Source organism: Halomonas fontilapidosi (assembly GCF_014192285.1).
Taxonomy (GTDB): domain Bacteria; phylum Pseudomonadota; class Gammaproteobacteria; order Pseudomonadales; family Halomonadaceae; genus Halomonas; species Halomonas fontilapidosi.
Genome location: NZ_JACHXQ010000001.1, coordinates 463,736 through 483,389 on the forward strand (window position 1 = coordinate 463,736; position 19,654 = coordinate 483,389).

At 63.6% G+C, this 19,654-nt stretch carries 18 protein-coding genes and 1 pseudogene; 10 read left to right on the forward strand and 9 right to left on the reverse strand.

What is annotated here, in order from left to right; all coding sequences use genetic code 11:
* The 6 genes from flhF to FHR95_RS02190 all read left to right on the forward strand — a co-directional run bounded on the left by flhF (nt 1) and on the right by FHR95_RS02190 (nt 5,809).
* Nucleotides 1–2,226: a flagellar biosynthesis GTPase FlhF gene (gene flhF, locus FHR95_RS02170; RefSeq protein WP_183313182.1), complete on the forward strand. Its 2,226-nt coding sequence runs from the start codon at nt 1–3 to the stop codon at nt 2,224–2,226.
* Nucleotides 2,227–2,381: 155 nt separating this feature from the next.
* The gene (locus FHR95_RS02175; protein ID WP_183313183.1) at nt 2,382–2,705 is read left to right on the forward strand and encodes a hypothetical protein; all 324 of its coding nucleotides are present in this window, start codon (nt 2,382–2,384) and stop codon (nt 2,703–2,705) included.
* Entirely contained in the window at nt 2,702–3,097 is a 396-nt protein-coding gene (locus FHR95_RS02180) for a flagellar protein FlhE (protein ID WP_183313184.1), read from the forward strand. The genes FHR95_RS02175 and FHR95_RS02180 overlap by 4 nt, the downstream gene beginning before the upstream one ends.
* 59 nt (nt 3,098–3,156) lie before the next feature.
* Complete coding sequence (locus FHR95_RS02185) at nt 3,157–3,855, forward strand: RNA polymerase sigma factor FliA (RefSeq protein ID WP_183313185.1); 699 nt, start codon at nt 3,157–3,159, stop codon at nt 3,853–3,855.
* A 260-nt stretch (nt 3,856–4,115) separates the two neighbouring features.
* The gene (locus FHR95_RS17085; protein ID WP_246378315.1) at nt 4,116–4,706 is read left to right on the forward strand and encodes an MCP four helix bundle domain-containing protein; all 591 of its coding nucleotides are present in this window, start codon (nt 4,116–4,118) and stop codon (nt 4,704–4,706) included.
* On the forward strand, nt 4,700–5,809 hold the full coding sequence (locus FHR95_RS02190; protein WP_246378316.1) for a methyl-accepting chemotaxis protein: 1,110 nt from the start codon (nt 4,700–4,702) through the stop codon (nt 5,807–5,809). The genes FHR95_RS17085 and FHR95_RS02190 overlap by 7 nt, the downstream gene beginning before the upstream one ends.
* Before the next feature lie 260 nt (nt 5,810–6,069).
* On the opposite strand, the gene FHR95_RS02195 is transcribed toward FHR95_RS02190, so the two are convergent.
* Nucleotides 6,070–7,269 (reverse strand): EAL and HDOD domain-containing protein, encoded by a 1,200-nt coding sequence (locus FHR95_RS02195; RefSeq protein WP_183313186.1) that lies wholly within the window; start codon nt 7,267–7,269, stop codon nt 6,070–6,072.
* A gap of 189 nt (nt 7,270–7,458) precedes the next feature.
* On the opposite strand from FHR95_RS02195, the gene FHR95_RS02200 reads away from it, so the two are divergent.
* The 4 genes and pseudogenes from FHR95_RS02200 to FHR95_RS02215 form a co-directional block, all read left to right on the forward strand.
* Entirely contained in the window at nt 7,459–8,280 is an 822-nt protein-coding gene (locus FHR95_RS02200) for a motility protein A (protein WP_040187060.1), read from the forward strand.
* The gene (locus tag FHR95_RS02205) at nt 8,273–8,968 is read left to right on the forward strand and encodes an OmpA/MotB family protein (RefSeq protein WP_183313187.1); all 696 of its coding nucleotides are present in this window, start codon (nt 8,273–8,275) and stop codon (nt 8,966–8,968) included. The genes FHR95_RS02200 and FHR95_RS02205 overlap by 8 nt, the downstream gene beginning before the upstream one ends.
* 42 nt (nt 8,969–9,010) lie before the next feature.
* Nucleotides 9,011–9,817, forward strand: coding sequence for an EAL domain-containing protein (locus FHR95_RS02210; RefSeq protein WP_183313188.1), 807 nt, complete (start codon nt 9,011–9,013; stop codon nt 9,815–9,817).
* Between the two features lie 293 nt (nt 9,818–10,110).
* Nucleotides 10,111–10,760, forward strand: a pseudogene (locus tag FHR95_RS02215) (transposase); the annotation flags it as partial.
* Nucleotides 10,761–11,067: 307 nt separating this feature from the next.
* Here the strand turns inward: FHR95_RS02215 and FHR95_RS02220 are convergent.
* From FHR95_RS02220 to trpB, 8 genes are all read right to left on the reverse strand, one after another.
* Entirely contained in the window at nt 11,068–12,264 is a 1,197-nt protein-coding gene (locus tag FHR95_RS02220; RefSeq protein WP_183313189.1) for an O-succinylhomoserine sulfhydrylase, read from the reverse strand.
* A 10-nt stretch (nt 12,265–12,274) separates the two neighbouring features.
* Nucleotides 12,275–13,798, reverse strand: coding sequence for an amidophosphoribosyltransferase (gene purF / locus FHR95_RS02225; protein WP_183313190.1), 1,524 nt, complete (start codon nt 13,796–13,798; stop codon nt 12,275–12,277).
* Nucleotides 13,799–13,872: 74 nt separating this feature from the next.
* On the reverse strand, nt 13,873–14,448 hold the full coding sequence (locus tag FHR95_RS02230; protein ID WP_183313191.1) for a CvpA family protein: 576 nt from the start codon (nt 14,446–14,448) through the stop codon (nt 13,873–13,875).
* 2 nt (nt 14,449–14,450) lie between these two features.
* Nucleotides 14,451–15,125 carry an SPOR domain-containing protein gene (locus tag FHR95_RS02235; protein ID WP_246378317.1) on the reverse strand — a complete coding sequence of 225 codons (675 nt, stop codon included), beginning with the start codon at nt 15,123–15,125 and terminating at the stop codon, nt 14,451–14,453.
* Between the two features lie 8 nt (nt 15,126–15,133).
* Entirely contained in the window at nt 15,134–16,450 is a 1,317-nt protein-coding gene (folC, locus tag FHR95_RS02240; RefSeq protein WP_183313193.1) for a bifunctional tetrahydrofolate synthase/dihydrofolate synthase, read from the reverse strand.
* Nucleotides 16,451–16,459: 9 nt separating this feature from the next.
* A complete protein-coding gene (gene accD, locus FHR95_RS02245; protein WP_183313194.1) occupies nt 16,460–17,497 on the reverse strand; it encodes an acetyl-CoA carboxylase, carboxyltransferase subunit beta in 1,038 nt (345 codons plus the stop codon).
* Between the two features lie 78 nt (nt 17,498–17,575).
* On the reverse strand, nt 17,576–18,379 hold the full coding sequence (gene trpA, locus FHR95_RS02250; RefSeq protein WP_183313384.1) for a tryptophan synthase subunit alpha: 804 nt from the start codon (nt 18,377–18,379) through the stop codon (nt 17,576–17,578).
* 14 nt (nt 18,380–18,393) lie between these two features.
* Nucleotides 18,394–19,608: a tryptophan synthase subunit beta gene (gene trpB, locus FHR95_RS02255; RefSeq protein WP_183313195.1), complete on the reverse strand. Its 1,215-nt coding sequence runs from the start codon at nt 19,606–19,608 to the stop codon at nt 18,394–18,396.
* Between the last annotated feature and the right edge of the window lie 46 nt (nt 19,609–19,654).

Sequence of the window (19,654 nt, forward strand, 5' to 3'; positions counted from 1 at the left end):
ATGAGTGTCATTCGATTCTCGGGCAACACCACTCGAGACGCCATGCGCCAGGTGCGTGAGTCGCTTGGAGATGATGCCTTGATCCTCGCCAACCGGCGCACCGAGCAGGGCGTGGAAATTCTGGCGATGGCTGACGAAGCCATGGAAGGCATCACAGCAACTTCGGTACAGGAATCGCTCGATGGCCCCTTCATACCAGAGGTTCCAGAGGCTGGCACTGCGCCCATGGACGAGCGCTCCCTGCAGTCCATGAGCGAGCAACTGCTTCGCGAGATGCAGGACATGCGCGCTCTGCTGGCTCGGGAGCAGGCACGCCATGTTCCGCCCCGGGATGGCCGCACGCGACTCAAGCGGCTGCTGCAAGAAGCCGGATTCAGTGTTGCTTTGGCCGATGAACTGCTGCAAGCGCTCCCTGCCGAACTCGATGACGGCAATATTGATGACCCTCGTGCCCTTGCCTGGCTGCAACGTCGACTGGCAGCCAGGTTGCCTACCCTCGAGCAGGAAGCACGTTTCTTCGACCCACCTGGCGTCGTGTCGCTGGTCGGCCCGACTGGGGTGGGCAAGACCACCACGACGGCCAAGTTAGCGGCTCGCTTCGTTCAACGCCACGGGGCCGAGCAGGTCGCGCTGATCACTACCGACAGTTTCCGCATTGGTGCCCACGAACAGCTGCGGATCTATGCCGAGCTGCTGGGGATACCCATGCACGCCCTCGCCCCCGGCCAACCCGTCGACAGCCTGGCTCGCCACCTCCAAGGTCGCCGCTGGGTCATCATCGATACGGTTGGCATGAGCCAGCGCGACCAGCGCATCATCGAGCAGGTTGCTCAGCTGCAGGCGGGCCGCGTCAGGGTACGAATGGTGCTCCTGCTCAACGCGGCCAGCCAGCCGGAGACCCTTGACGAGGTGGCCACTCGCTACCGTCAGGCTGCGAGAGCGACAGGTGCCGAACTCAATGATTGCCTGCTGACCAAGGAGGACGAGGCGGCGAGATTGGCACCAGCGCTGGAGACGGTGATACGCCATGGTCTGCGATTGACATTCGTCTCTCACGGACAGCGCGTCCCCGAGGATCTGGCCCCGGGTGATCCGATGGCGCTGATCATCCAGGCCCTGGCCACGCGCACGCCGCTTCCTCTGACTGAACCATCGGCCTCTCAGCAGCCCCGGACGCCGCCAGGGAACTTCGCGGGAGGTGACCTGCTCGGTCAGGGACGGCGGCTGTCGTCCACCCTCCAAGGGCTTCGTCAGCGACTGGTGGGCTTCCGTGACCTTGAGTCCGCCTGGGACATCTCCGCGCTGCCCGATGAACTTCAGGCAGCTCGTCTCGATACCCTGCTCCTGCAGGCTGCCAAGAGATGCGACCGCGTGGGCATGCTATGGAGCTCCCGGCGAACCTTGAAGGGCCATGACTGGGCAATGCCCGACCTGGGGGTAGACGCACAGGGCCATTGGTTAGCCCTACCGAACCTGCAACACAGACAACCCATCGGCCAGGTCAACCGGCTGGCCATGTCAGACGAAGTGCAGGGCGTCAGTGTCCATCTGCTCCCCTCCCTACCGGATACCGATGCCTGGCAGTGGCTTGATGGAGCGCAGGTCGCCTGGTCCAGCCAGGTCCGCGCTGGGCAGCGGGTGATCCATGGCGCAGAACGTCACGCCCTTTCAGAACTTGCCCAACTTGCCACACCATCCGTGCAGGCCAGTTGCCGACTCCGCGGCCAACCTTGCCAAGTAGCGCTGTCACAACTCACTGTCACGGCGTCTCCGGCCCGTCGAAAGGAAAGCGTGTCCGGAAAACCCCTGGAAGCCTGGTTCGGCATACTGAGCGATCCTGAAAGTGGCAAGGACCTTGGGCGTCGCTATTGGATGTCGACCGTCAGCCATCACGAGGACGCGTTGCCCCTTTTGCTTGGCCACCTACGGGCCGAAGGGCTTGCACAGCAGACTCGCCGTACCATGGAGCGTTTGACACGCCTGCTGCCTGCACCGACACGACCGGAATTAAGATTGCTGCTGGCGGCCGGCATGACCGCCACCGCCAGTCATCTCGAGCATGGCTGCGACCAAGCCGCCATGGATCTGCGCGCTGAACTCCTGGGGCTCGTGAAGGGGCGTCGTCGGCGCCGTGATGTCGCCCTGCTGGAAGCGTTGATCTATCTCTTCGGCGCCCGAGATGCCATTCGTCACGTCGGCTCAGCCGCGCTGGAGGAGCTGAGGTGATAGTCGCCGATCAGGCAGCTGGACTTCGTCAATGGGCAGACACCCAACCCGCGCTCCCCTCTCTCTCCAGGAGAGAGACAAGCGCTGCGCTTGCCCACAGAACACTCGTTGTGGTGGGTTTGCCGGGCACTTCACCGCACCAGACTCGACGGGTCATGGATCTGCTGGATCACTGGGCGGCGCAAGGACGCCGCTGGGTCGGGTCAGCCACTCAGTGGCGCGTGGTCCCGGTGACGCTCAGCAGTCCCTGTCTGCCAGAGCTGCTCATACAACAGCCACGTTGGGCCCTCTGGGTCGGCAACGACCCGGAGGCCTTCCGCCGGGCTTTCGGAGTATTGGCAAGTCTCAAGGACCGAGAAGGTCCCTGCAGACTCCTGGCCGTGCATGCGCCGGACATGCCGCGCAGGGGCCTACTGGACAACCTGCAACAGGCAGCCTGGAGCCGCCTGGGCATCGAGCTACTGGTGATGGCGAAATGAGACGCTATGCTCGAGTGGCTCTGGGACTGCTGGTTGCCGTCGTGTTCGGCGATCTGCAGGCCGCCGGCAGCTGGGTCGCCAATGCACCCGAGACGAGGGTCAGCCTGACGGGCCGCGAAACAGCGTCCGACGCCTTGAGACCGGTCGGCATGCAGGCCAGTGATCAGGCCATACACAGCCTCACCTGGCGCTATCGACTGGCGCCGGGAAGCAACCTGAGCGTCAGACTCTGCCATCCGGCCGGCTGTGTTCCCTTGTCAGCCATGCGTGGTACCACCCACGCTCTGGAAGGGCTAGCAGCCGATGAGGCGCTGGAGTTCCGTTTCTTCCTACCGGAAGGGCAGCGCCCCGAAACGGTAGGCGACCTTCAGGTGATCGTGAACCATCGATAAACCGAGTTCGGCAAGACCACCCCGCCAAGGGGACTGCCGCCCAGCTGTGAGGCAAGAGGATGTATACGGCACAAGGGAAGATCGATCAGGGCGAACTGTTGACAGAGTACTTGCCCATGGTTCGCCGACAGGCACTCGCCCTGCAGGTACGGCTGCCATCCAGCATCGAACTCGACGACCTGATTCAGGCAGGCACCGTGGGCTTGCTGGAAGCCATGGGACGCTTCAACTCGGGACAGGGCGCCAGCTTTGCCACCTTTGCCAACCAGCGTATCCGAGGCGCCATGCTGGATGAGCTGCGCAGCAGAGACTGGCTGCCACGCAGCGTGCGACGCAGCGCCAGGGCCGTTGACGAGACGGTTCGCCGATTGGAACAGCAACTGGGGCGCTCGCCGGAAGAGACGGAGATTGCGGCTGCGCTTGATATGCCCCTGCCGGAGTACCGGCGCCTGCTGAACGATACTAACAGTGGCCAGTTGCTGCCCTTCGAGGAACTGATGGCCGAAGGGGGTGAGTCTCGGCTGGAAAACCGAACACTGGAAAGCCCCTTCTCCCGACTGATGGATCAGGAGAAACGCCAGCAACTGATCCAGGCCATTGAGGCGCTGCCCGAACGCGAGAAGCTGCTCATGGCCCTCTACTACCAGGAAGAGCTGAATCTGAAAGAGATCGGGGCGGTGCTGGGTGTATCGGAATCACGCGTCTGCCAGCTGCACAGCCAAGCGGTCAGCCGCCTGCGAGCAAAGCTCCACGATTGACCATCCCCTCCGCCTGCCGCCGGAAGGCTACCCGGTTGTTGTCTTCCGGGTTAGGGCCAGGCAAGGAAGACGACCTACCTCAAACCACTGGGCCTTGCAGAGGGCTAGAACGGCTCATGCTGTACAAGAAAACGGTACAAAATAAATATATTGTATAAGTTATGTATCGGTATTAGGCTGCGACATGAGCAGGGGCGCGCTATCACCAGGCGCCCTCACCCGCCGCATCGCACAAGGAAACACTAACAATGAATTCACTCATGGCCAGAGTGGCACGCCTCGGCATCCGCGTCCGTCTCGTCTGCGGATTTTCCGCCGTCCTCGCTCTGATTGTCGTGCTCACCGTCATCGGCATCGAGCAGGTCAACCGCATCGACCGCAACCTGACCACCATTAATGACGTCAACGGCGTCAAGTTAAGGCATGCTATCGACTGGCGAGGCAGCGTCCACGACCGCGCCATCCTGCTGCGTGACATGACGCTGGTCACCTCAGAGGCTGAACTGGAGCGATTGCAGGCCGACTATCGAGTGCTTAGCGACAACTACCAGGCCGCCGTACAAGGCATGGAAAGCTCGCTGGAAGCCAGCGCTCCCAGCCAGCAAGAGCGTCGCCTGCTGGCGGCGATCGACACCCAGGCAGAACGCACCAACGCCCTGGCCAGTGACATCATTGCCTCACGCGATATAGCGGCAACATTGCCGAGTCGCGCGATGTCCTGCTCAGCGCCGCCGGCCCCGCCTTCTTCCAATGGCTCGATGATATCAATGCCTTCATCGACCATCAGGAAGCAGCCACGGCCGTCGACACGGCCAGTGCTCGCGACACCGCTTCCGGATTTCAGATGTTGATGCTCGGCCTATGCCTGGCGGCCCTGGTGATCGGGGGCCTCATCGCCTTCCTGCTGTCACGGCAGTTACCGAGGGAGTTGGGAGCGGAACCCTATGAGGTCAAAGCATTCGCTGAAGCCATAGGCCGCGGTGATTTGGCCACCGAGGGCCATCTGCGCAAGGGAGATACGCATAGCATCATGGCCGCCCAGGTGACGATGTCCCGCCAGCTTCAGGGCATCGTCGCTCAGGTACGCGCCGCTGCTGATTCATTAGCCATCAACAGCGAGCAGATCGCCGAGGGTAACGGTGACCTTGCTTCCCGTACCGAACAGCAGGCGAGCGCCCTGACGCAGACGGCATCGGCCATGGAAGAGTTGAACAGCACCGTCACTCAGAACACTGACAACGCCGAGCAGGCGAGTCGCGAAGCCGCAGGCGCCAGCAACACAGCCAAGCAAGGCGGCGAGGCAGTGCACGACATGACCCTTACCATGCATGAGCTCGACGAAAGCTCTAACGAGATCGCCAGCATCATCTCAACCATCGACAGCATTGCCTTCCAGACCAACATCCTGGCGCTCAATGCCTCAGTGGAGGCGGCTCGGGCCGGCAAGCATGGCCGCGGGTTTGCGGTCGTTGCGGCCGAAGTGCGAAAGCTGGCTCAGAGCAGTGCCGATGCAGCACGCGACATCGGCGATCTGATCCAGCGCAACGGTGAACGCGTCGAGCAGGGCAACCAGCGCGCCGCCGAGGCGAGCCAGGCCACGGAAGACATTGTGTCTTCCATCGGCCGGGTCAGCCAGATAATGCAGGAGATCAGCCATGCCAGCGCTGAACAGCGCGCCGGCGTCCAGGAAGCCGGCGCTGCGGTCACTCAGATGGATCGCGTGACCCAGCAGAATGCCGGACTGGTCAAGGAGAGTGCGACTGCCGCGGACCACCTGCGTCAGCATGCCCAGCAGCTCATGGCAGCCATGTCGGCATTTCGATTGCCGGAGAGCTCAACGGCGGTCGATTGCGACACGGCTGGCAGGATGGCGAGTATGTCGCCAAAACCTCAATCCCCCCAAAAGGGCACGAGGAACGTGGACTCTTCGGAGTTGGAGTGGGCAAGCTTCTGAGCCCGGCCGGGACTCTGTGATCTCCCATGAAAGCGCCCACTCAAGGAGTGGGCGCTTTGACTCTCTGAACTGCTACCAATGACCACCTGAGGTGAACCGCTGACGTCGAAACCGCCGGTGATCTGGTGGCCTCTGCGGCGCGCGGAAGAAAAGCCCATAGTGGCATATTGCCGTGGCTGCCTTACGCTTGCGTCCTTTTCAATCCAGTGAGCTATAAAGGCTTTAAACCTTGATAATATTTCTTTAGTGACTCGTCGGAGCTAGAAGCGCCCCATCAGGATATCGGTCTTTTCCAGGGCATCGATATAACACGCCTGCAGCCGCTGAACCGAATGTTCGGAGGTATTCTCCGCTAACTGCTGCTCGTACTCCTCGCAGATGGCCAGAATGGCGCCGAGGTGACCTTCATGCTGCTCGAGCGCCTGAAGGATTCTCTCGGCAAGAGGCAACTCGGCTAGCAGAGCCTCCTGATCCTCGTCGAGCAGCGCCGACATCATCGAGAACAGGCCCGTGGTGAAGGCCTCTTCGGGATCAATCGTGCGGAAGGGCTCGGCAAGGTTCTGGCACATGAAGGCTCGGATCAAGGCCATCCTGAGCGTGATCCGTGATGATGGCATGTAACTGGCCAGCGACATCGTCATCACCAGCCTGCGAAGCTCATTGAGTCCGATCACCTGTATCGCCCGGCGCAGGTCCGACTGCTGCTGGCGCTGGCCGAAATAGCTCGAATTGGCGCGACGCAGGATGGCCACATGCAAATGCGGCATCTGCAGAAGAAGGTCATGAAGACGAGCGAGGTCAACGTCGTCGCGATAGAGCTCATTGATAAGCCTGAGCTGCGCAGCACGATTGCCGTGCCGTCCCCGCGGCTTGGATACGTGGTAGTGTGGCCGTGACAGATAGCGACCATTCACATAATCGCAGCCACCCGCAAGGCATTGCTCGAGCTGTTCATGGTCCTGAACATGTTCGGCAAGCAATCGAAACCCCCTCACCTTGAGGGATTGCAACCTCTCCACGTCGAGAGGGCGAGAAGCATCGATCTCGATAATGTCGGCAATGCTCTCCCCGTCGGCATCCAACACACCATCAATGGTGTCGGGTACAGCGATGCGGTATCTCCGCTCACGAATCCTTCTCAGGCTGTCAGCCACCTCCGGCGTAATCTCCAGACTAGGGGGCAAGCAGATAACGACGCGAGCGGCTGGCGTCGGCAGAAGATCCTGACGCACCAGCCACTCGCTGGGCAGTTCGATGAACAGCTCTCTTGAAGCCAATCGCTGTCCATCATCAATTTCATACAGGGCCGCACTCAAGGCTCTCGCCGTGTTGCTCACAGGATCATCATGATCACTGTCATGCTGCTGATAGACGAGACGGTCGGCCACGTGAGAATAGTCAGCGTCGTGGATCGGGTGCATTGCGATGGTAAAATTGTCCGCCCCCTCTTGTCCTGCCATTCTCTCTCACTCCCTTCGATGAATAGCTGCTCCAAGCAGGCTGGAAAGCCGTTCTGGGCAGCTGATGCAGAGCCAAGGTTATCACCCTTTCCAGGAAGTGTCCGTGCGCAGCAGCAGCAAGATTAAAGTATCCTGCTCGCCGTCCGATAACGTCTATATGCCTTTGCCGCCTACTCTCCGGAGCCGTGTATGAACCCCTCGACACTGATCGGAATACTGGCCAGCTGCGTGCTGCTCGCCAGCGTTCTGCTCTTCACCGCCGAATCACCGCAAAGCTTCATCAACCTGCCGGGCCTCGGGATCGTCGTGGCTGGCACGCTGGCCGCAACGTTCATCAGCTACCCCCTCAAGGAAGTACTCAGGGTCGTTCGCCTGGTGGCCATCGTCTTTCGCCGCGAAAACACCTATATTCGCGACGATATCAAGGAGTTGGTGGATATCTCCCGGCTCTGGCTCAAGGGAGATGTGCGCGCGGTAGAGGCCTCCCTGGAGCAGACTCGCAACCCTTTCCTGCGCACCGGCATACAACTGGTGATTGCCAATACCAAGGAAGATGAGATTTTCGACCTCCTGCGCTGGCGAATCTCCCGGCTAAAGGCCCGCGAACACGCTGAAGCTCAGATCTTCCGTACCATGGCTACCTATGCCCCCGCCTTCGGGATGATTGGCACCCTGGTAGGCCTGGTCAACATGTTGGAGGTCATGGAAGCCGGTGACCTGCATGTGATCGGACCACGCATGGCCGTTGCTCTGCTCACTACCTTCTACGGCATACTGCTGGCTAACCTGGTGTTCAAGCCCGTGGCCGTGAAGCTCGAGCGTCGCACCGAGGAGCGCCTGATTGCAATGAACATGGTGCTCGAAGGCATCTCCCTGATCACCAAGCGCCGCCTGCCATCGTTCATCGAGGAGACGCTGAACTCCTTTGTCGCCAACTACCATGACGAGATTCGCGACCCGGAATCTCCAGCCGAGCGTCGTGACAAAGGTGAGACCGGTCAGCATGCGTGACAGGGACATCCGCCAGGCGCTCAGCCCGCCTGGCCAGGGTCATGATGACGGAGAAAGCTGGCTCATGAGCTATCTGGACGTCCTGACCCTGCTGATCACGCTCTTCGTCCTTCTACTGTCGATGACAGGCAATGGCCAGGCCACCCGCGGTAGCCAGCTCTCCGGCGATCACGCACAAGCGATTTCCCCTGCGGCGCAATCAGCCGCCATGGACATCTCGCCAGGACTCGCGCCGATGGCCTCCGGTATAAAGCCCCGCCATGAGGGACTGCAGCCTGGATTTACCGATTTGGGTATTGAGGGCGTCAGCGTGGCCGAGGGCGATAGGGGGATCACGCTACGCATAGACAATAACCTGCTGTTCTCCAGTGGGCAGGCCAGCCTCACCCCCCGTGGACAGAGGGTATTGCAAGACCTGATGGAAACGCTTGAGACATTTGACGGACGGATATCGGTCGAGGGGCATACTGACAACATCCCCATTTCCACCAACCGCTTTCCCTCTAACTGGGAGCTATCCACCGGGCGGGCGACCTCGGTACTTCGCTACCTCGCTGACGCTGGCCTGCTTGAAACGCGACTGCGAGCCATCGGCTATGCCGATACACAGCCCTTGGAGAGCAACGACACACCCCGTGGACGCGCAGCCAACCGCCGAGTTGAGCTACTCCTGACCCGGGAACCATGAAGATCAATTCAGCGGTGAGGCGCTGAGGAAAAGGGCAAGCCTATGAGTTATTGCGCAATGACGGAGGGTCGCTGCGGGCGGTGTGAAGGGGACCTCCCTTTCGAGTTCACCATGGCATTCCAGCCGATCGTCGACGTCAGTGAAGCACGCATCATCATGTACGAAGCGCTTGTACGCGGCCCGCAAGGGGAGTCGGCGTGGAGCATACTCTCCCGCGTGACCGACGATCTCCTTTACCGCTTCGACCAGGCCTGCAGGGTCCGCGCCATCGAGCTGGCCAGCAGACTGGGTATGCAGCAAGACCTCTCGATCAATTTTTTGCCCAACGCGGTCTACGAACCCGAGGCGTGCATCCAGGCCACGCTCGAGGTCTGCGATCGCGTGGCCTGGCCCACCAGCCGGATAGTGTTCGAGATCACCGAGACGGAGCGTGTCAACGACCGGCGCCACCTGCACCGAATCATCGAAAGCTATCGCGCCAAGGGATTCAAGACCGCGCTTGACGACTTCGGCAACGGCTTTGCCAACCTGGACATGCTGACGGACCTCAGGCCTGACCACCTCAAGGTCGACCGCGACCTGGTGATGGGCTGCAACAAGGACCTCAGACGACAGGCGCTGATTCGGGCCGTCAAGGGTCTGGGGGATGAATTGGGTATGCTGCTGGTCGCGGAAGGTGTCGAAACCCGCGGCGAGGCGATATGGCTGGCCAGCGTGGGCATCACACGACAGCAGGGCTTTTATTACGCACGGCCGGCGGTCGAGTCCTTAAGCGAGAACCTAGGTCCCATGCTGGCCAACCTGAAGGAAGCGGCAGAAGCTTATAAGTCACCAAGAGATGCAAGCTGAGCTCTGCGAGCCAACTTGCCGCAACTCGCGGCTCAAGCGATGCCCCCAGGGCAATCGCACGTCGAGATCCCAGGGCTATCGCAGTTGAGCGAACTGACGAATGAGGCTCAGTATTTAGTCGTCATTCCAGCCTGCTTGCTTTCGCTTGCCTTTCATTGACCCTTTGGAAGGCTCCAACTTGGCGACGTTGAACGCCAGTCGGCGCGGCAGGGCCAGGTTCTCAGGGCCATGATCTCGGGGATGGCGGCTCTGGTCTTCCTGCATCGTGACGTCCAGCACCCAGTGGAGGCGATTTTACCGACAACGACACGCTGGAGGCCTTGGAAGAACGCGGCATCGAGTACGTGGGGCGACTGCGCAGTCACTCGGGGCTTCAGAAGCTAGCGGCACCGTACCTGAAGCGCCCACCAGGCCGGACACCCGAACAGCCACGGGAGTGGTGCCACGGCCTTGAGTCCCAAGCCGGTTCCTGGCCAACGCCGCGGCGCGTCGTGCTGGTGGTGCAGGAGCTCCCCGATGACCTACTGCTTCATGCCTTCTTCCTGGTCACCAACCTCGGCAAGTTCGACTGGCCGCCGGAGAAGGTCCTGGCGCTGTACCGCAAGCGTGGCAGCGCCGAGGCGCACATGGGCGAGGTGAAGTCGGCGCTCGATGTACACCTTTCGTCGACCGATCGCGGTGTCTGCGCCTCCACCATCCAGGACGTGATGGCCCGCAACGAAGTGAGCCTGCTGCTGAGCCTCTACGCCTACCAGGTCCTGCCTGGGCTGCGGCGCTTGCTGGAGAGCCGTACGCCCTGATGCGGCTGCGCGAGCAGGTGCTCAAGGACGCGGCGACGTTGTCGCTGCATACCCGGCGCATCTCGGTTCACCTCGGCGATGCGGCCGACAAATGGTGGCCCACCTTGCTTAAGGGGCTACCTCGGCTGACCGCCCTAGTCTGACTCCCGGCGTCACCACGATCTATGCAGCAGGCAAGGCGACCACAAAGGGGGTCGGCGGGGACGGCTGCGCTGACGCTCGACATCAATTCTTAAAAGTCATGAAAAGACCAGTCAAAACCGATTCAGGTATATAACAACCGTCTATCAAGCGACCGCATGACGTTGAAGTGGGCCTATACGGCAACCCGTCGGTTGAAAACCCTCATTCGTCATCGTGATGAATGAGGCGGGGTGAATACATGCCCTGATGAGATGACGGCGACAGACACAGGTCAAGACGCCAAGAGCAGAGATTATGGGAATCGCGTCACACCAGGGCGTCGAGCCCCCGGGCAAGGTCGGCGCGGATGTCTTCCATGGCCTCCAGGCCGACCGCGATACGGATCAGCCCCTCGGTGATCCCGGCGGCCGCCTTCTGCGCCTCCGAGAGTCGCCCATGGGTGGTGGTGGCGGGATGGGTGATGGTGGTCTTGACGTCTCCCAGGTTACCGGTGATGGAGAGCATGCGCGTCGCATCGATCACCGACCAGGCCGCCTCGCGTCCCCCCTTCACCTCGACGCCCAGCACTGCGCCATAGCCCTGCTGCTGGCGACTGGCGAGTTCGTGTTGGGGGTGCGTGACCAGGCCGCTGTAATGGACCCGCGCCACGGCGGGATGCCCCTCCAGCCACTCGGCAAGGATCCGGGCGTTCTCGCAATGCGCCCGCATGCGCAGGTTGAGGGTCTCCAGGCCCTTGGTGAAGAGCCAGGCATTGAAGGGGCTCAGGCAGGGGCCGCAGGTGCGCACCACCCCGAACACTTCCTCAAGTTCCTTGTCACGTCCTACCACGGCCCCGCCGACTGCCCTGCCCTGCCCATCCAGGTACTTGGTGGCGGAATGGATCACCAGGTCGGCCCCCAGGGCAATCGGCTTTTGCAGCGCCGGGGTCAGAAAGCAGTTGTCGATGGCCAGTAGCGCCTCGTGGCGGCGAGCGATACTCGCCAGCGCGGCGATGTCCACCACCTCGGAGAGCGGGTTGGACGGCGTCTCGGCAAACAGCAGCCGGGTGGCCGGGGTGACTGCCGCTTCCCAGGCCTCGAGGCTGGAAAGCTCGACGTAGCGGGTGGTGATACCGAACTTGCCCAGATACTTGTCGAACAGGCTGACCGTGGAGCCGAACAGCGACCGCGAGGCGACGATCTCGTCGCCGGACTGAAGCAGGGCCAGCGCGGTGGAAAGGATCGCCGCCATGCCGGAACTGGTGGCCACACAGCGCTCGCCCCCCTCCATGGCCGCCAGGCGCTGCTCGAAGGTACGCACCGTGGGGTTGGTGAAACGTGAATAGACGTTGCCCGGCGCCTCGCCACTGAACTTGGCGGCTGCCTCGGCCGCGCTGTCATAGACGAAACTCGAGGTCGGAAAGATCGGCTCGCCATGCTCCTGCTCGTGGGTGCGCTGGTGACCGGCACGAATGGCCAGGGTCTCGAGCGCCCATTGCTGCTGCGATGTCGGATCCTGCTGCATGACGTGCCCCTTAGTCGTCGATGTCGTCTTCCTGATTGTGCATCCCCACCAGGGCATGATCGCCCGCGCTGCGCTGCGCCTTGGCGTCATCACTGCGCGAGGCCTCGAGATCCGACAGGTAATGCTCGTCGATATCGCCGGTGACATAGCGGCCGTCGAACACCGAGCAGTCGAAGGCCTCGAGTTCCGGGTTCACCTCCCGGCAGGCGGCCTTGAGGTCGTCGAGGTCCTGATAGAAGATCCGGTCGGCACCGATCAGCTCCCCCACCTCGGCCTCGCTGCGCCCATGCGCGATCAGCTCGCTGGCCGCCGGCATGTCGATGCCGTAGACGTTGGGATAGCGCACGGGTGGCGCGGCCGAGGCGAAGTAGACCTTGCGCGCACCGGCCTCACGGGCCATCTGGATGATCTGCTTGCAGGTCGTGCCACGTACGATGGAGTCGTCCACCAGCAGCACGTTCTTGTCCTTGAACTCGACGCCGATGGCATTGAGCTTCTGTCGCACCGACTTCTTGCGCTGGGTCTGACCCGGCATGATGAAGGTCCGCCCGATATAGCGGTTCTTCATGAAGCCCTCGCGATAGGTCACACCCAGGTGTTGGGCCAGCTCCAGGGCGGAGGTGCGCGAGGTATCGGGAATCGGAATCACCACGTCGATGTCGTGCGCCGGCCATTCGTTCTGGATGCGATCGCCGAGCTTGCGCCCCATCTGCATGCGGGTGCCGTAGACATAGGCGCCGTCGAGGATGGAGTCGGGGCGTGCCAGATAGACATGCTCGAAGATACAGGAGGTGAGTCGCGGATGGTCGGCGCACTGCTGGGTATGGATGGCACCGGTCATGTCGACGAAGATCGCCTCACCGGGCGCCAGGTCACGATGCAGGTCGAAGCCACCGACGTCGAGGGCCACTGACTCGGAGGCGATCATCACCTCCTGCCCCTCGCCCTCGTCGCGGGTGCCGAACACCACTGGGCGGATCCCGTGGGGGTCACGGAAGGCCACCAGGCCCACGCCGTTGATGATCGCCACTGCGGCATAGCCGCCTCGGCAGCGGCGGTGGACGCGACGCACGGCGTCGAAGATGTCGCCGGGCGCCAGGTGCAGGCCCTGCTTGCCCAACTCATGGGCGAAGACGTTGAGCAGCACCTCAGAGTCGGAGCTGGTGTTGATATGGCGCAGGTCGGAGGAGAACAGCTCCTGCTTGAGCTGGTCGGAATTGGTCAAGTTGCCGTTGTGAGCCAGGGTGATGCCGTAGGGCGAATTGACGTAAAACGGCTGCGATTCCGCCTCGCTGGAGGAACCGGCGGTGGGATAGCGCACATGCCCGATACCCAGGTTGCCCTTCAGGCGCGCCATGTGGCGGGTATGGAAGACGTCCCGCACCAGGCCGTTGCTCTTGCGCAGCAGAAAGCGGCCATCATGCCAGGTCATCATGCCGGCGGCATCCTGACCGCGATGCTGGAGCACCGTCAGGGCGTCATAGATGCCCTGGTTCACCGCCTGCTTGGCCATCAGGCCCACGATACCGCACATTCCACCTTACCTCGCTTGCCTGGAGCTTGCTTTGAAGAGTCGGGCTAGACCGTGGTCCGGCCCGTTTTCATGTGTCAGGGCGTCGTTGCGTCGCCGTCCGCTGGCGGGACCTTGTCAGTGTCCGGTGCCGGCAGAGAGAGGTCGCGCAGCGATTCCGGCGCCTCGGGCAGACGCCCCTCCCAACCTTCGAGATGGCTCAGCGCCCAGTCCCGTAGCTGCTCGAAGGTCGGGCGCAGTTCGGCGTCCTGCCAGGCCTGCAGATTGGCCAGCGGCGTCAGATTGATCAGGATCGTCACCAGCACCAGGACCGCTGCCCCCTTGGCCATGCCGAAGGCGGCACCGGTCACGCGGTTCAGCAGCCCCATCCCGACCCACTCCACGGCCGCATGCAGCATGCGGATGACGATGCCGCAGAGCAGGATCACCGCGAAGATCACCAGCACGAAGGCCAGCACCAGACGCCCATCCGGGTTGTCGATCAGCCCGGCAAACAGATCCGCCACCGGCTCGGCCAGCAGGCGTGCCACCAGCAGGGCGATGATCCAGGCGGCCAGGCCCAGCGCCTCGCGAATCAGCCCGCGCAGCAGGCCGGTCAGCCCGGTCACCATCAGTACCGCCACGAACAGCCAGTCGATCCAGGTCAGCGCCATGCTCAGTTGTCCACCCGCACCAGCAAGCCCTGGAGGTTAGACTCGGCCTTGAGCGTGGCCATCACCTCCTCACCCTGACGAGAGGTGGCATAGGGACCGACATAGACGGTGGTCAGGCCGTTGTCCCGGGCTCTGCGATAGACGGGCAGGCCCTGGGCGGCCAGGTTCGACTCGAGGCGCTCGGCGTTGCCCGGCTCCGCGAAGCTGCCGACCTGGACGGCCCATTCGCCCTCGCGAGCCGGTGCGCGGCTTGCCTGCTCGGCCTGGCTCGACAGGCGCTGGTCGGCCGCCCGCGCCAGCTCGGCGATGGGATCCTCGGACGACGCATCGCCTGTCTCGGAGGCTCCCTCGGTGACGGTCTCGGCGGATTCGGCGTCGGCGCGCTCGGCGGCGGCCGACCCGATCTCGGGCGCTTCCGCCTGTGCGGCGGGCACCTCGCCACGCGCCTCCGCGCTGTCCTGATCGGGCGATGCAGACCCGCTGGGCGACTGTATCTGGCCGAGGCTCGACGGCGGCGTGGGGTCGGGTACGTCACGCCTCTCCACCTCCACCGGCTGCTCGATGGTCATCACCGGCTGAGGGCGCTCGCTGCGCGGCGCCGGCTCGTCAAACAGCATGGGCACAAAGATCACCGCCAGGGCGATCAGGATCACTGCGCCGCTGAGGCGTTCTCGCATTCCGTATCTCATCTCGCTCCCTCGATGACGCTGTCTTCCCCTGCAGTCTGCGCCGAGGCCTGGCTCGCCGCCAGCGGCCCTTCCAGCACTTCGGCCACGGTGAAGAAGGAGCCACAGACCAGCACGCGATCATCGGGCGCGAGCCGAGCCGCCAACCACTCGGCCGCCTCCACGGGCGAGCGGCCGCGATGCCAGACCTCGCCGCCATGGCGCATCAGGCGCCCGGCCAGATCATCCGCCGTACGAGCACGCTCCCCCGCAAGACTCGCCGGCACCCAGGCATCCACCACCGGCGACAGGGCGGCGATCACGCCATCGGCATCCTTGTCGCCGAGCATGCCCAGCAAGGCGATGGTGCGCCCGGCACAGGGCCGCGCCGCGAGACGCGTCGCCAGGTAGGTGGCCGCATGGGGATTATGGCCCACGTCCAGGCACCACTGCCCCAACCACTGCATACGCCCGGGCAGCGTGACGTCGGCAAGCGCACGGCGACAGGCCTCATCCGACAGTTCGACACCGGCCAGGCTCAGGGCCTGCAGGGCCGTGGCGGCATTGTCCAGGGGCAGGCCGGGGTCGGGGAGATCGGTGATGCGATTGGCCCCCCAGAAGCACCATCCTTCGCCATCGCCGTCACGCTGAAAGGCTTCACCCAGCGCGTAGACCTCGGCGCCGAGTTCATCGGCCACCTGGCGAACGCTCGCCGGCAGCGTCATGCTGCCCAGCACTGCAGGCCGTGAGGCGCGCAGGATTCCGGCTTTCTCGCGGCCGATACCCTGCAGGTCGGTGCCAAGGAAGGCCGCATGGTCCTGGGCCACGGTGGTGATCACGGCCACATCCGGATCGATGATGTTGACGGCATCCAGGCGACCGCCCAGGCCCACCTCGAGGATCGCCAGGTCGGCGTTTGCTCGCGCGATGGCCCACAGCGCGCCCAGGGTACCCACCTCGAAGTAGGTCAGGCTGACCGGCTCGCCCGCCAGGCGGGCTGCCTCCACCGCCTCGAAGCCGGCGATCAGCGTCGCGTCGTCGGCCTCCTGGCCGTCCAGACGCAGGCGTTCGTTGTAGCGCAGCAGATGCGGCGAGGTGTAGGTCGCGGTGACCCATCCATGAATCCGGGCCAGGGCCTCCAGCATGGCCACGGTCGAGCCCTTGCCGTTGGTCCCGGCCACGGTGATGACCCGCTCGCAAAGCGGGGCGTCGAACAACCCCATACGACGCGCGACCTCGGCCACGCGCTCCAGGCCAAGGTCGATACCCACCGGATGGGCCGCTTCCAAGCGAGCTAGCCAGCCTGGAAGCGTATCGGGAAGGGCTTGGTTGCTCATGCCGATCGGTCAGCGCGCCGGGTTGGGGCGTTCGCCGGCTTGCTCGGCGGCAGAATCGTCCGCCGGCGCGGTTGTCGGCGGTTCGCCCGCTATCTGCCCATCGTCCTGCTTGTCCACTTCATCGAGCTCGGCCTGCTCGGCCGCCTGCACCAGATCAGGCTGGCCGACGACCTCCGCGTCCTGCCCCGCTGCGGGCCAGTGCGTCAGCTTGCGCAGCACGCCGCCCAGCCGTTCACGGATCTCGCCACGGTGGACGATCATGTCCACGGTGCCGTGCTCGAGCAGGAACTCGCTGCGCTGGAAGCCTTCCGGCAGCTGCTCGCGAACGGTCTGCTCGATGACCCGAGGGCCGGCGAAGCCGATCAGCGCATTGGGCTCGGCCACGTTGAGATCGCCCAGCATCGCCAGCGACGCCGAGACGCCACCGAACACCGGATCGGTCAGCACCGAGATGTAGGGCACGCCGGCCTGCTTGAGCTTCTCCAGGGCCGCCGAGGTCTTGGCCATCTGCATCAGCGAGAACAGTGCCTCCTGCATCCGCGCCCCGCCAGAGGCGGAGAAGCAGATCAACGGGATGCCTTCCTCGAGGGCAAGGGTCGCGGCACGCACGAACTTCTCGCCCACCACGGCGCCCATGGAACCGCCCATGAAAGTGAACTCGAAGGCCACCACCACCACCGGCAGCCCCTCGAGGGAGCCGCGCATGGCGATCAGCGCATCGTTCTCTTCGGTCTCCTTCTGGGCGGCTGCCAGGCGGTCCTTGTACTTCTTGGAATCGCGAAACTTGAGACGATCGACCGGCTCGAGGTTGGCGGCAATCTCTTCGCGACCCTCCTTGTCCAGGAACCAGTCCAACCGCTTGCGGGCGGTCAGCCGCAGGTGATGGTCGCACTTGGGGCAGACGTTATGGTGCTTCTCCAGTTCGGGGAGATAGAGCACTGCCTCGCACTTGGGGCACTTGCGCCACAGGCCGTCAGGCACGCTCGCGCGACGATCCTTGCGCTGGATGCGGCCCACCGAGGGCACGATCTTGTCTAGCCAGCTCATGTCAGAAACACTTCCGTATAGGCTGATGCCCCCGGCAACAGCGGGGGCAGGGTCGATTCGGTTGGCGACGGGCCCGACTCAGGCATCCAACGCCTGGCGCATCTCCCCCAGCACCGCCTTGAGAGCGGCAGGGATCGCCTCGGGACGCTCAACGTTCTCGGCGATACGATTGACCAGCGCCGAGCCGACAATCACGCCATCGGCCACCTTGCCCACCTCGGCTGCCGAAGCGCCGTCGCGGATACCGAAGCCCACGCACAGCGGCAGATCGGTCATTTCACGCAGCGGCGCCAGGTGGTCGGCGACATCGTCGGCATTGATGCTTGCCGAGCCGGTGACGCCCTTGAGCGAAACATAGTAGATGTAGCCCTCGCCGTGGGCGCATATTGTAGCGGCCCGGGCCCGCGAAGTGGTAGGGGCGACGAGGAAGATCGAGGCCAGCCCGCGCGACTTGAGCAGCGGGCCGACATCGTCGGCCTCCTCCGGCGGCATGTCGACGATCAGCACGCCATCGACCCCCGACGCCGCGGCCTGGTCGGCAAAGTTTGCCAGACCGAGGCGCTCCACCGGATTGAGGTAGCCCATCAGCACCACCGGCGTCTCGCTGTCGGTCTGACGGAACTCGCGCACCATCTCGAACAAGTGAGACAGCCGCACCTTGTGCTTGAGGGCACGCTCGCAGGCCTTCTGGATCACCGGCCCGTCGGCCATGGGATCCGAGAACGGCACCCCCAGCTCGATGATATCCGCGCCCGCTTCCACCAGGGCATGCATGAAGCCGACGGTGTGCTGCGGGGCCGGGTCGCCGGCGGTGATATAGGGAATCAGCGCGCGGCGGCCCTCGGCCTTGAGCGCGGCGAAGCGTTGGTCGATACGATTCATGGTCTGGGCCGTCATCAGAATTCGATCCCGTCGATCTTGGCTACCGTCATGATGTCCTTGTCACCACGACCCGAGAGGTTGATCACGATGTTCTGGTCGGGGCGCATGGTCGGCGCCAGCACCTTGGCGTAGGCCAGGGCGTGAGCGGTCTCCAGCGCCGGCATGATGCCCTCGACGCGGGTCAGCTCGCGGAAGGCCTGAAGCACGTCATCGTCGTTGGCGGCCACATAGTTGACCCGTCCGACGTCCTTCCACAGCGCATGTTCGGGGCCGACGCCCGGGTAGTCCAGGCCGGCCGAGACCGAATGGGTATCGGAGACCTGACCACCCTCGTCGGACATCAGGTAGGTGCGATTGCCGTGCAGTACGCCGCGCGGCGCGCCGGACGCCAGGGGCGCGGCATGGCGGCCGGTCTCGACGCCATCGCCCCCCGCCTCGACGCCATACATGGCCACCTCGTCGTCCTCGACGAAGGGATAGAAGAGGCCCATGGCGTTGGAGCCGCCGCCCACGCAGGCAATCAGGGCGTCGGGCAGCTTGCCGAACTCCTCGAAGGACTGGCGGCGTGCCTCGCGGCCGGCCACGGCGTTGAAGTCGCGCACCAGCATCGGGTACGGGTGGGGGCCGGCCACGGTACCAATGATGTAATAGGTGGTGTCGACGTTGGTCACCCAGTCGCGCAGCGCCTCGTTCATGGCGTCCTTGAGGGTGCGGGTGCCGGACTCTACCGGAATGACGTTAGCCCCCAGCAGGCGCATGCGATAGACGTTGAGCTTCTGACGCTCCACGTCAGCTGCCCCCATGTAGACGTCGCACTCCAGCCCCAGGCGAGCCGCCACCGTGGCAGAAGCGACGCCGTGCTGGCCGGCGCCGGTCTCGGCGATCACGCGTGGCTTGCCGGTCTTCTTGGCGAGCAGCGCCTGGCCAACCGTGTTGTTCACCTTGTGGGCCCCAGTGTGATTGAGGTCCTCGCGCTTGAGCCAGATCTGCGCCCCGCCGATCTGCTTCGACCATCGCTCGGCGTGATAGAGCGGTGACGGACGGCCCACGAAATGGGCCAGGTCATAGTCGAATTCCGCCAGGAAGTCCGGATCGTTGCGCAGACTCAGGTAGGTCTTGGCCAGATCGTCCAGGGCGAAGCTCAGGGTCTCGGAGACGAACCGGCCGCCATAGGCGCCGAAATGGCCTCGGACATCCGGCAGTCGGGTCAGGTCACTGAACTTGCTCACGAAAGACACCTCACAGGGTCGCCAGAAGGGGTGTAGGGGAAATGGG

Excerpts from the sequence above, each read along its gene's own strand:
- FHR95_RS02180 (WP_183313184.1), top strand. The coding sequence starts at position 2,702 with ATGAGACGCTATGCTCGAGTGGCTCTGGGACTGCTGGTTGCCGTCGTG.
- FHR95_RS02205 (WP_183313187.1), top strand. The coding sequence starts at position 8,273 with ATGCGTGACAGGGACATCCGCCAGGCGCTCAGCCCGCCTGGCCAGGGT.
- FHR95_RS02210 (WP_183313188.1), top strand. The coding sequence starts at position 9,011 with ATGAGTTATTGCGCAATGACGGAGGGTCGCTGCGGGCGGTGTGAAGGG.
- FHR95_RS02220 (WP_183313189.1), bottom strand. The coding sequence starts at position 12,264 with ATGCAGCAGGATCCGACATCGCAGCAGCAATGGGCGCTCGAGACCCTG.
- trpA (WP_183313384.1), bottom strand. The coding sequence starts at position 18,379 with ATGAATCGTATCGACCAACGCTTCGCCGCGCTCAAGGCCGAGGGCCGC.
- FHR95_RS02200 (WP_040187060.1), top strand. The coding sequence starts at position 7,459 with ATGAACCCCTCGACACTGATCGGAATACTGGCCAGCTGCGTGCTGCTC.
- folC (WP_183313193.1), bottom strand. The coding sequence starts at position 16,450 with ATGAGCAACCAAGCCCTTCCCGATACGCTTCCAGGCTGGCTAGCTCGC.
- FHR95_RS02185 (WP_183313185.1), top strand. The coding sequence starts at position 3,157 with ATGTATACGGCACAAGGGAAGATCGATCAGGGCGAACTGTTGACAGAG.
- purF (WP_183313190.1), bottom strand. The coding sequence starts at position 13,798 with ATGTGCGGTATCGTGGGCCTGATGGCCAAGCAGGCGGTGAACCAGGGC.
- FHR95_RS02235 (WP_246378317.1), bottom strand. The coding sequence starts at position 15,125 with ATGCGAGAACGCCTCAGCGGCGCAGTGATCCTGATCGCCCTGGCGGTG.
- FHR95_RS02190 (WP_246378316.1), top strand. The coding sequence starts at position 4,700 with ATGTTGATGCTCGGCCTATGCCTGGCGGCCCTGGTGATCGGGGGCCTC.
- FHR95_RS02195 (WP_183313186.1), bottom strand. The coding sequence starts at position 7,269 with ATGGCAGGACAAGAGGGGGCGGACAATTTTACCATCGCAATGCACCCG.
- accD (WP_183313194.1), bottom strand. The coding sequence starts at position 17,497 with ATGAGCTGGCTAGACAAGATCGTGCCCTCGGTGGGCCGCATCCAGCGC.
- flhF (WP_183313182.1), top strand. The coding sequence starts at position 1 with ATGAGTGTCATTCGATTCTCGGGCAACACCACTCGAGACGCCATGCGC.
- FHR95_RS02230 (WP_183313191.1), bottom strand. The coding sequence starts at position 14,448 with ATGGCGCTGACCTGGATCGACTGGCTGTTCGTGGCGGTACTGATGGTG.
- FHR95_RS17085 (WP_246378315.1), top strand. The coding sequence starts at position 4,116 with ATGGCCAGAGTGGCACGCCTCGGCATCCGCGTCCGTCTCGTCTGCGGA.
- FHR95_RS02175 (WP_183313183.1), top strand. The coding sequence starts at position 2,382 with ATGGATCTGCTGGATCACTGGGCGGCGCAAGGACGCCGCTGGGTCGGG.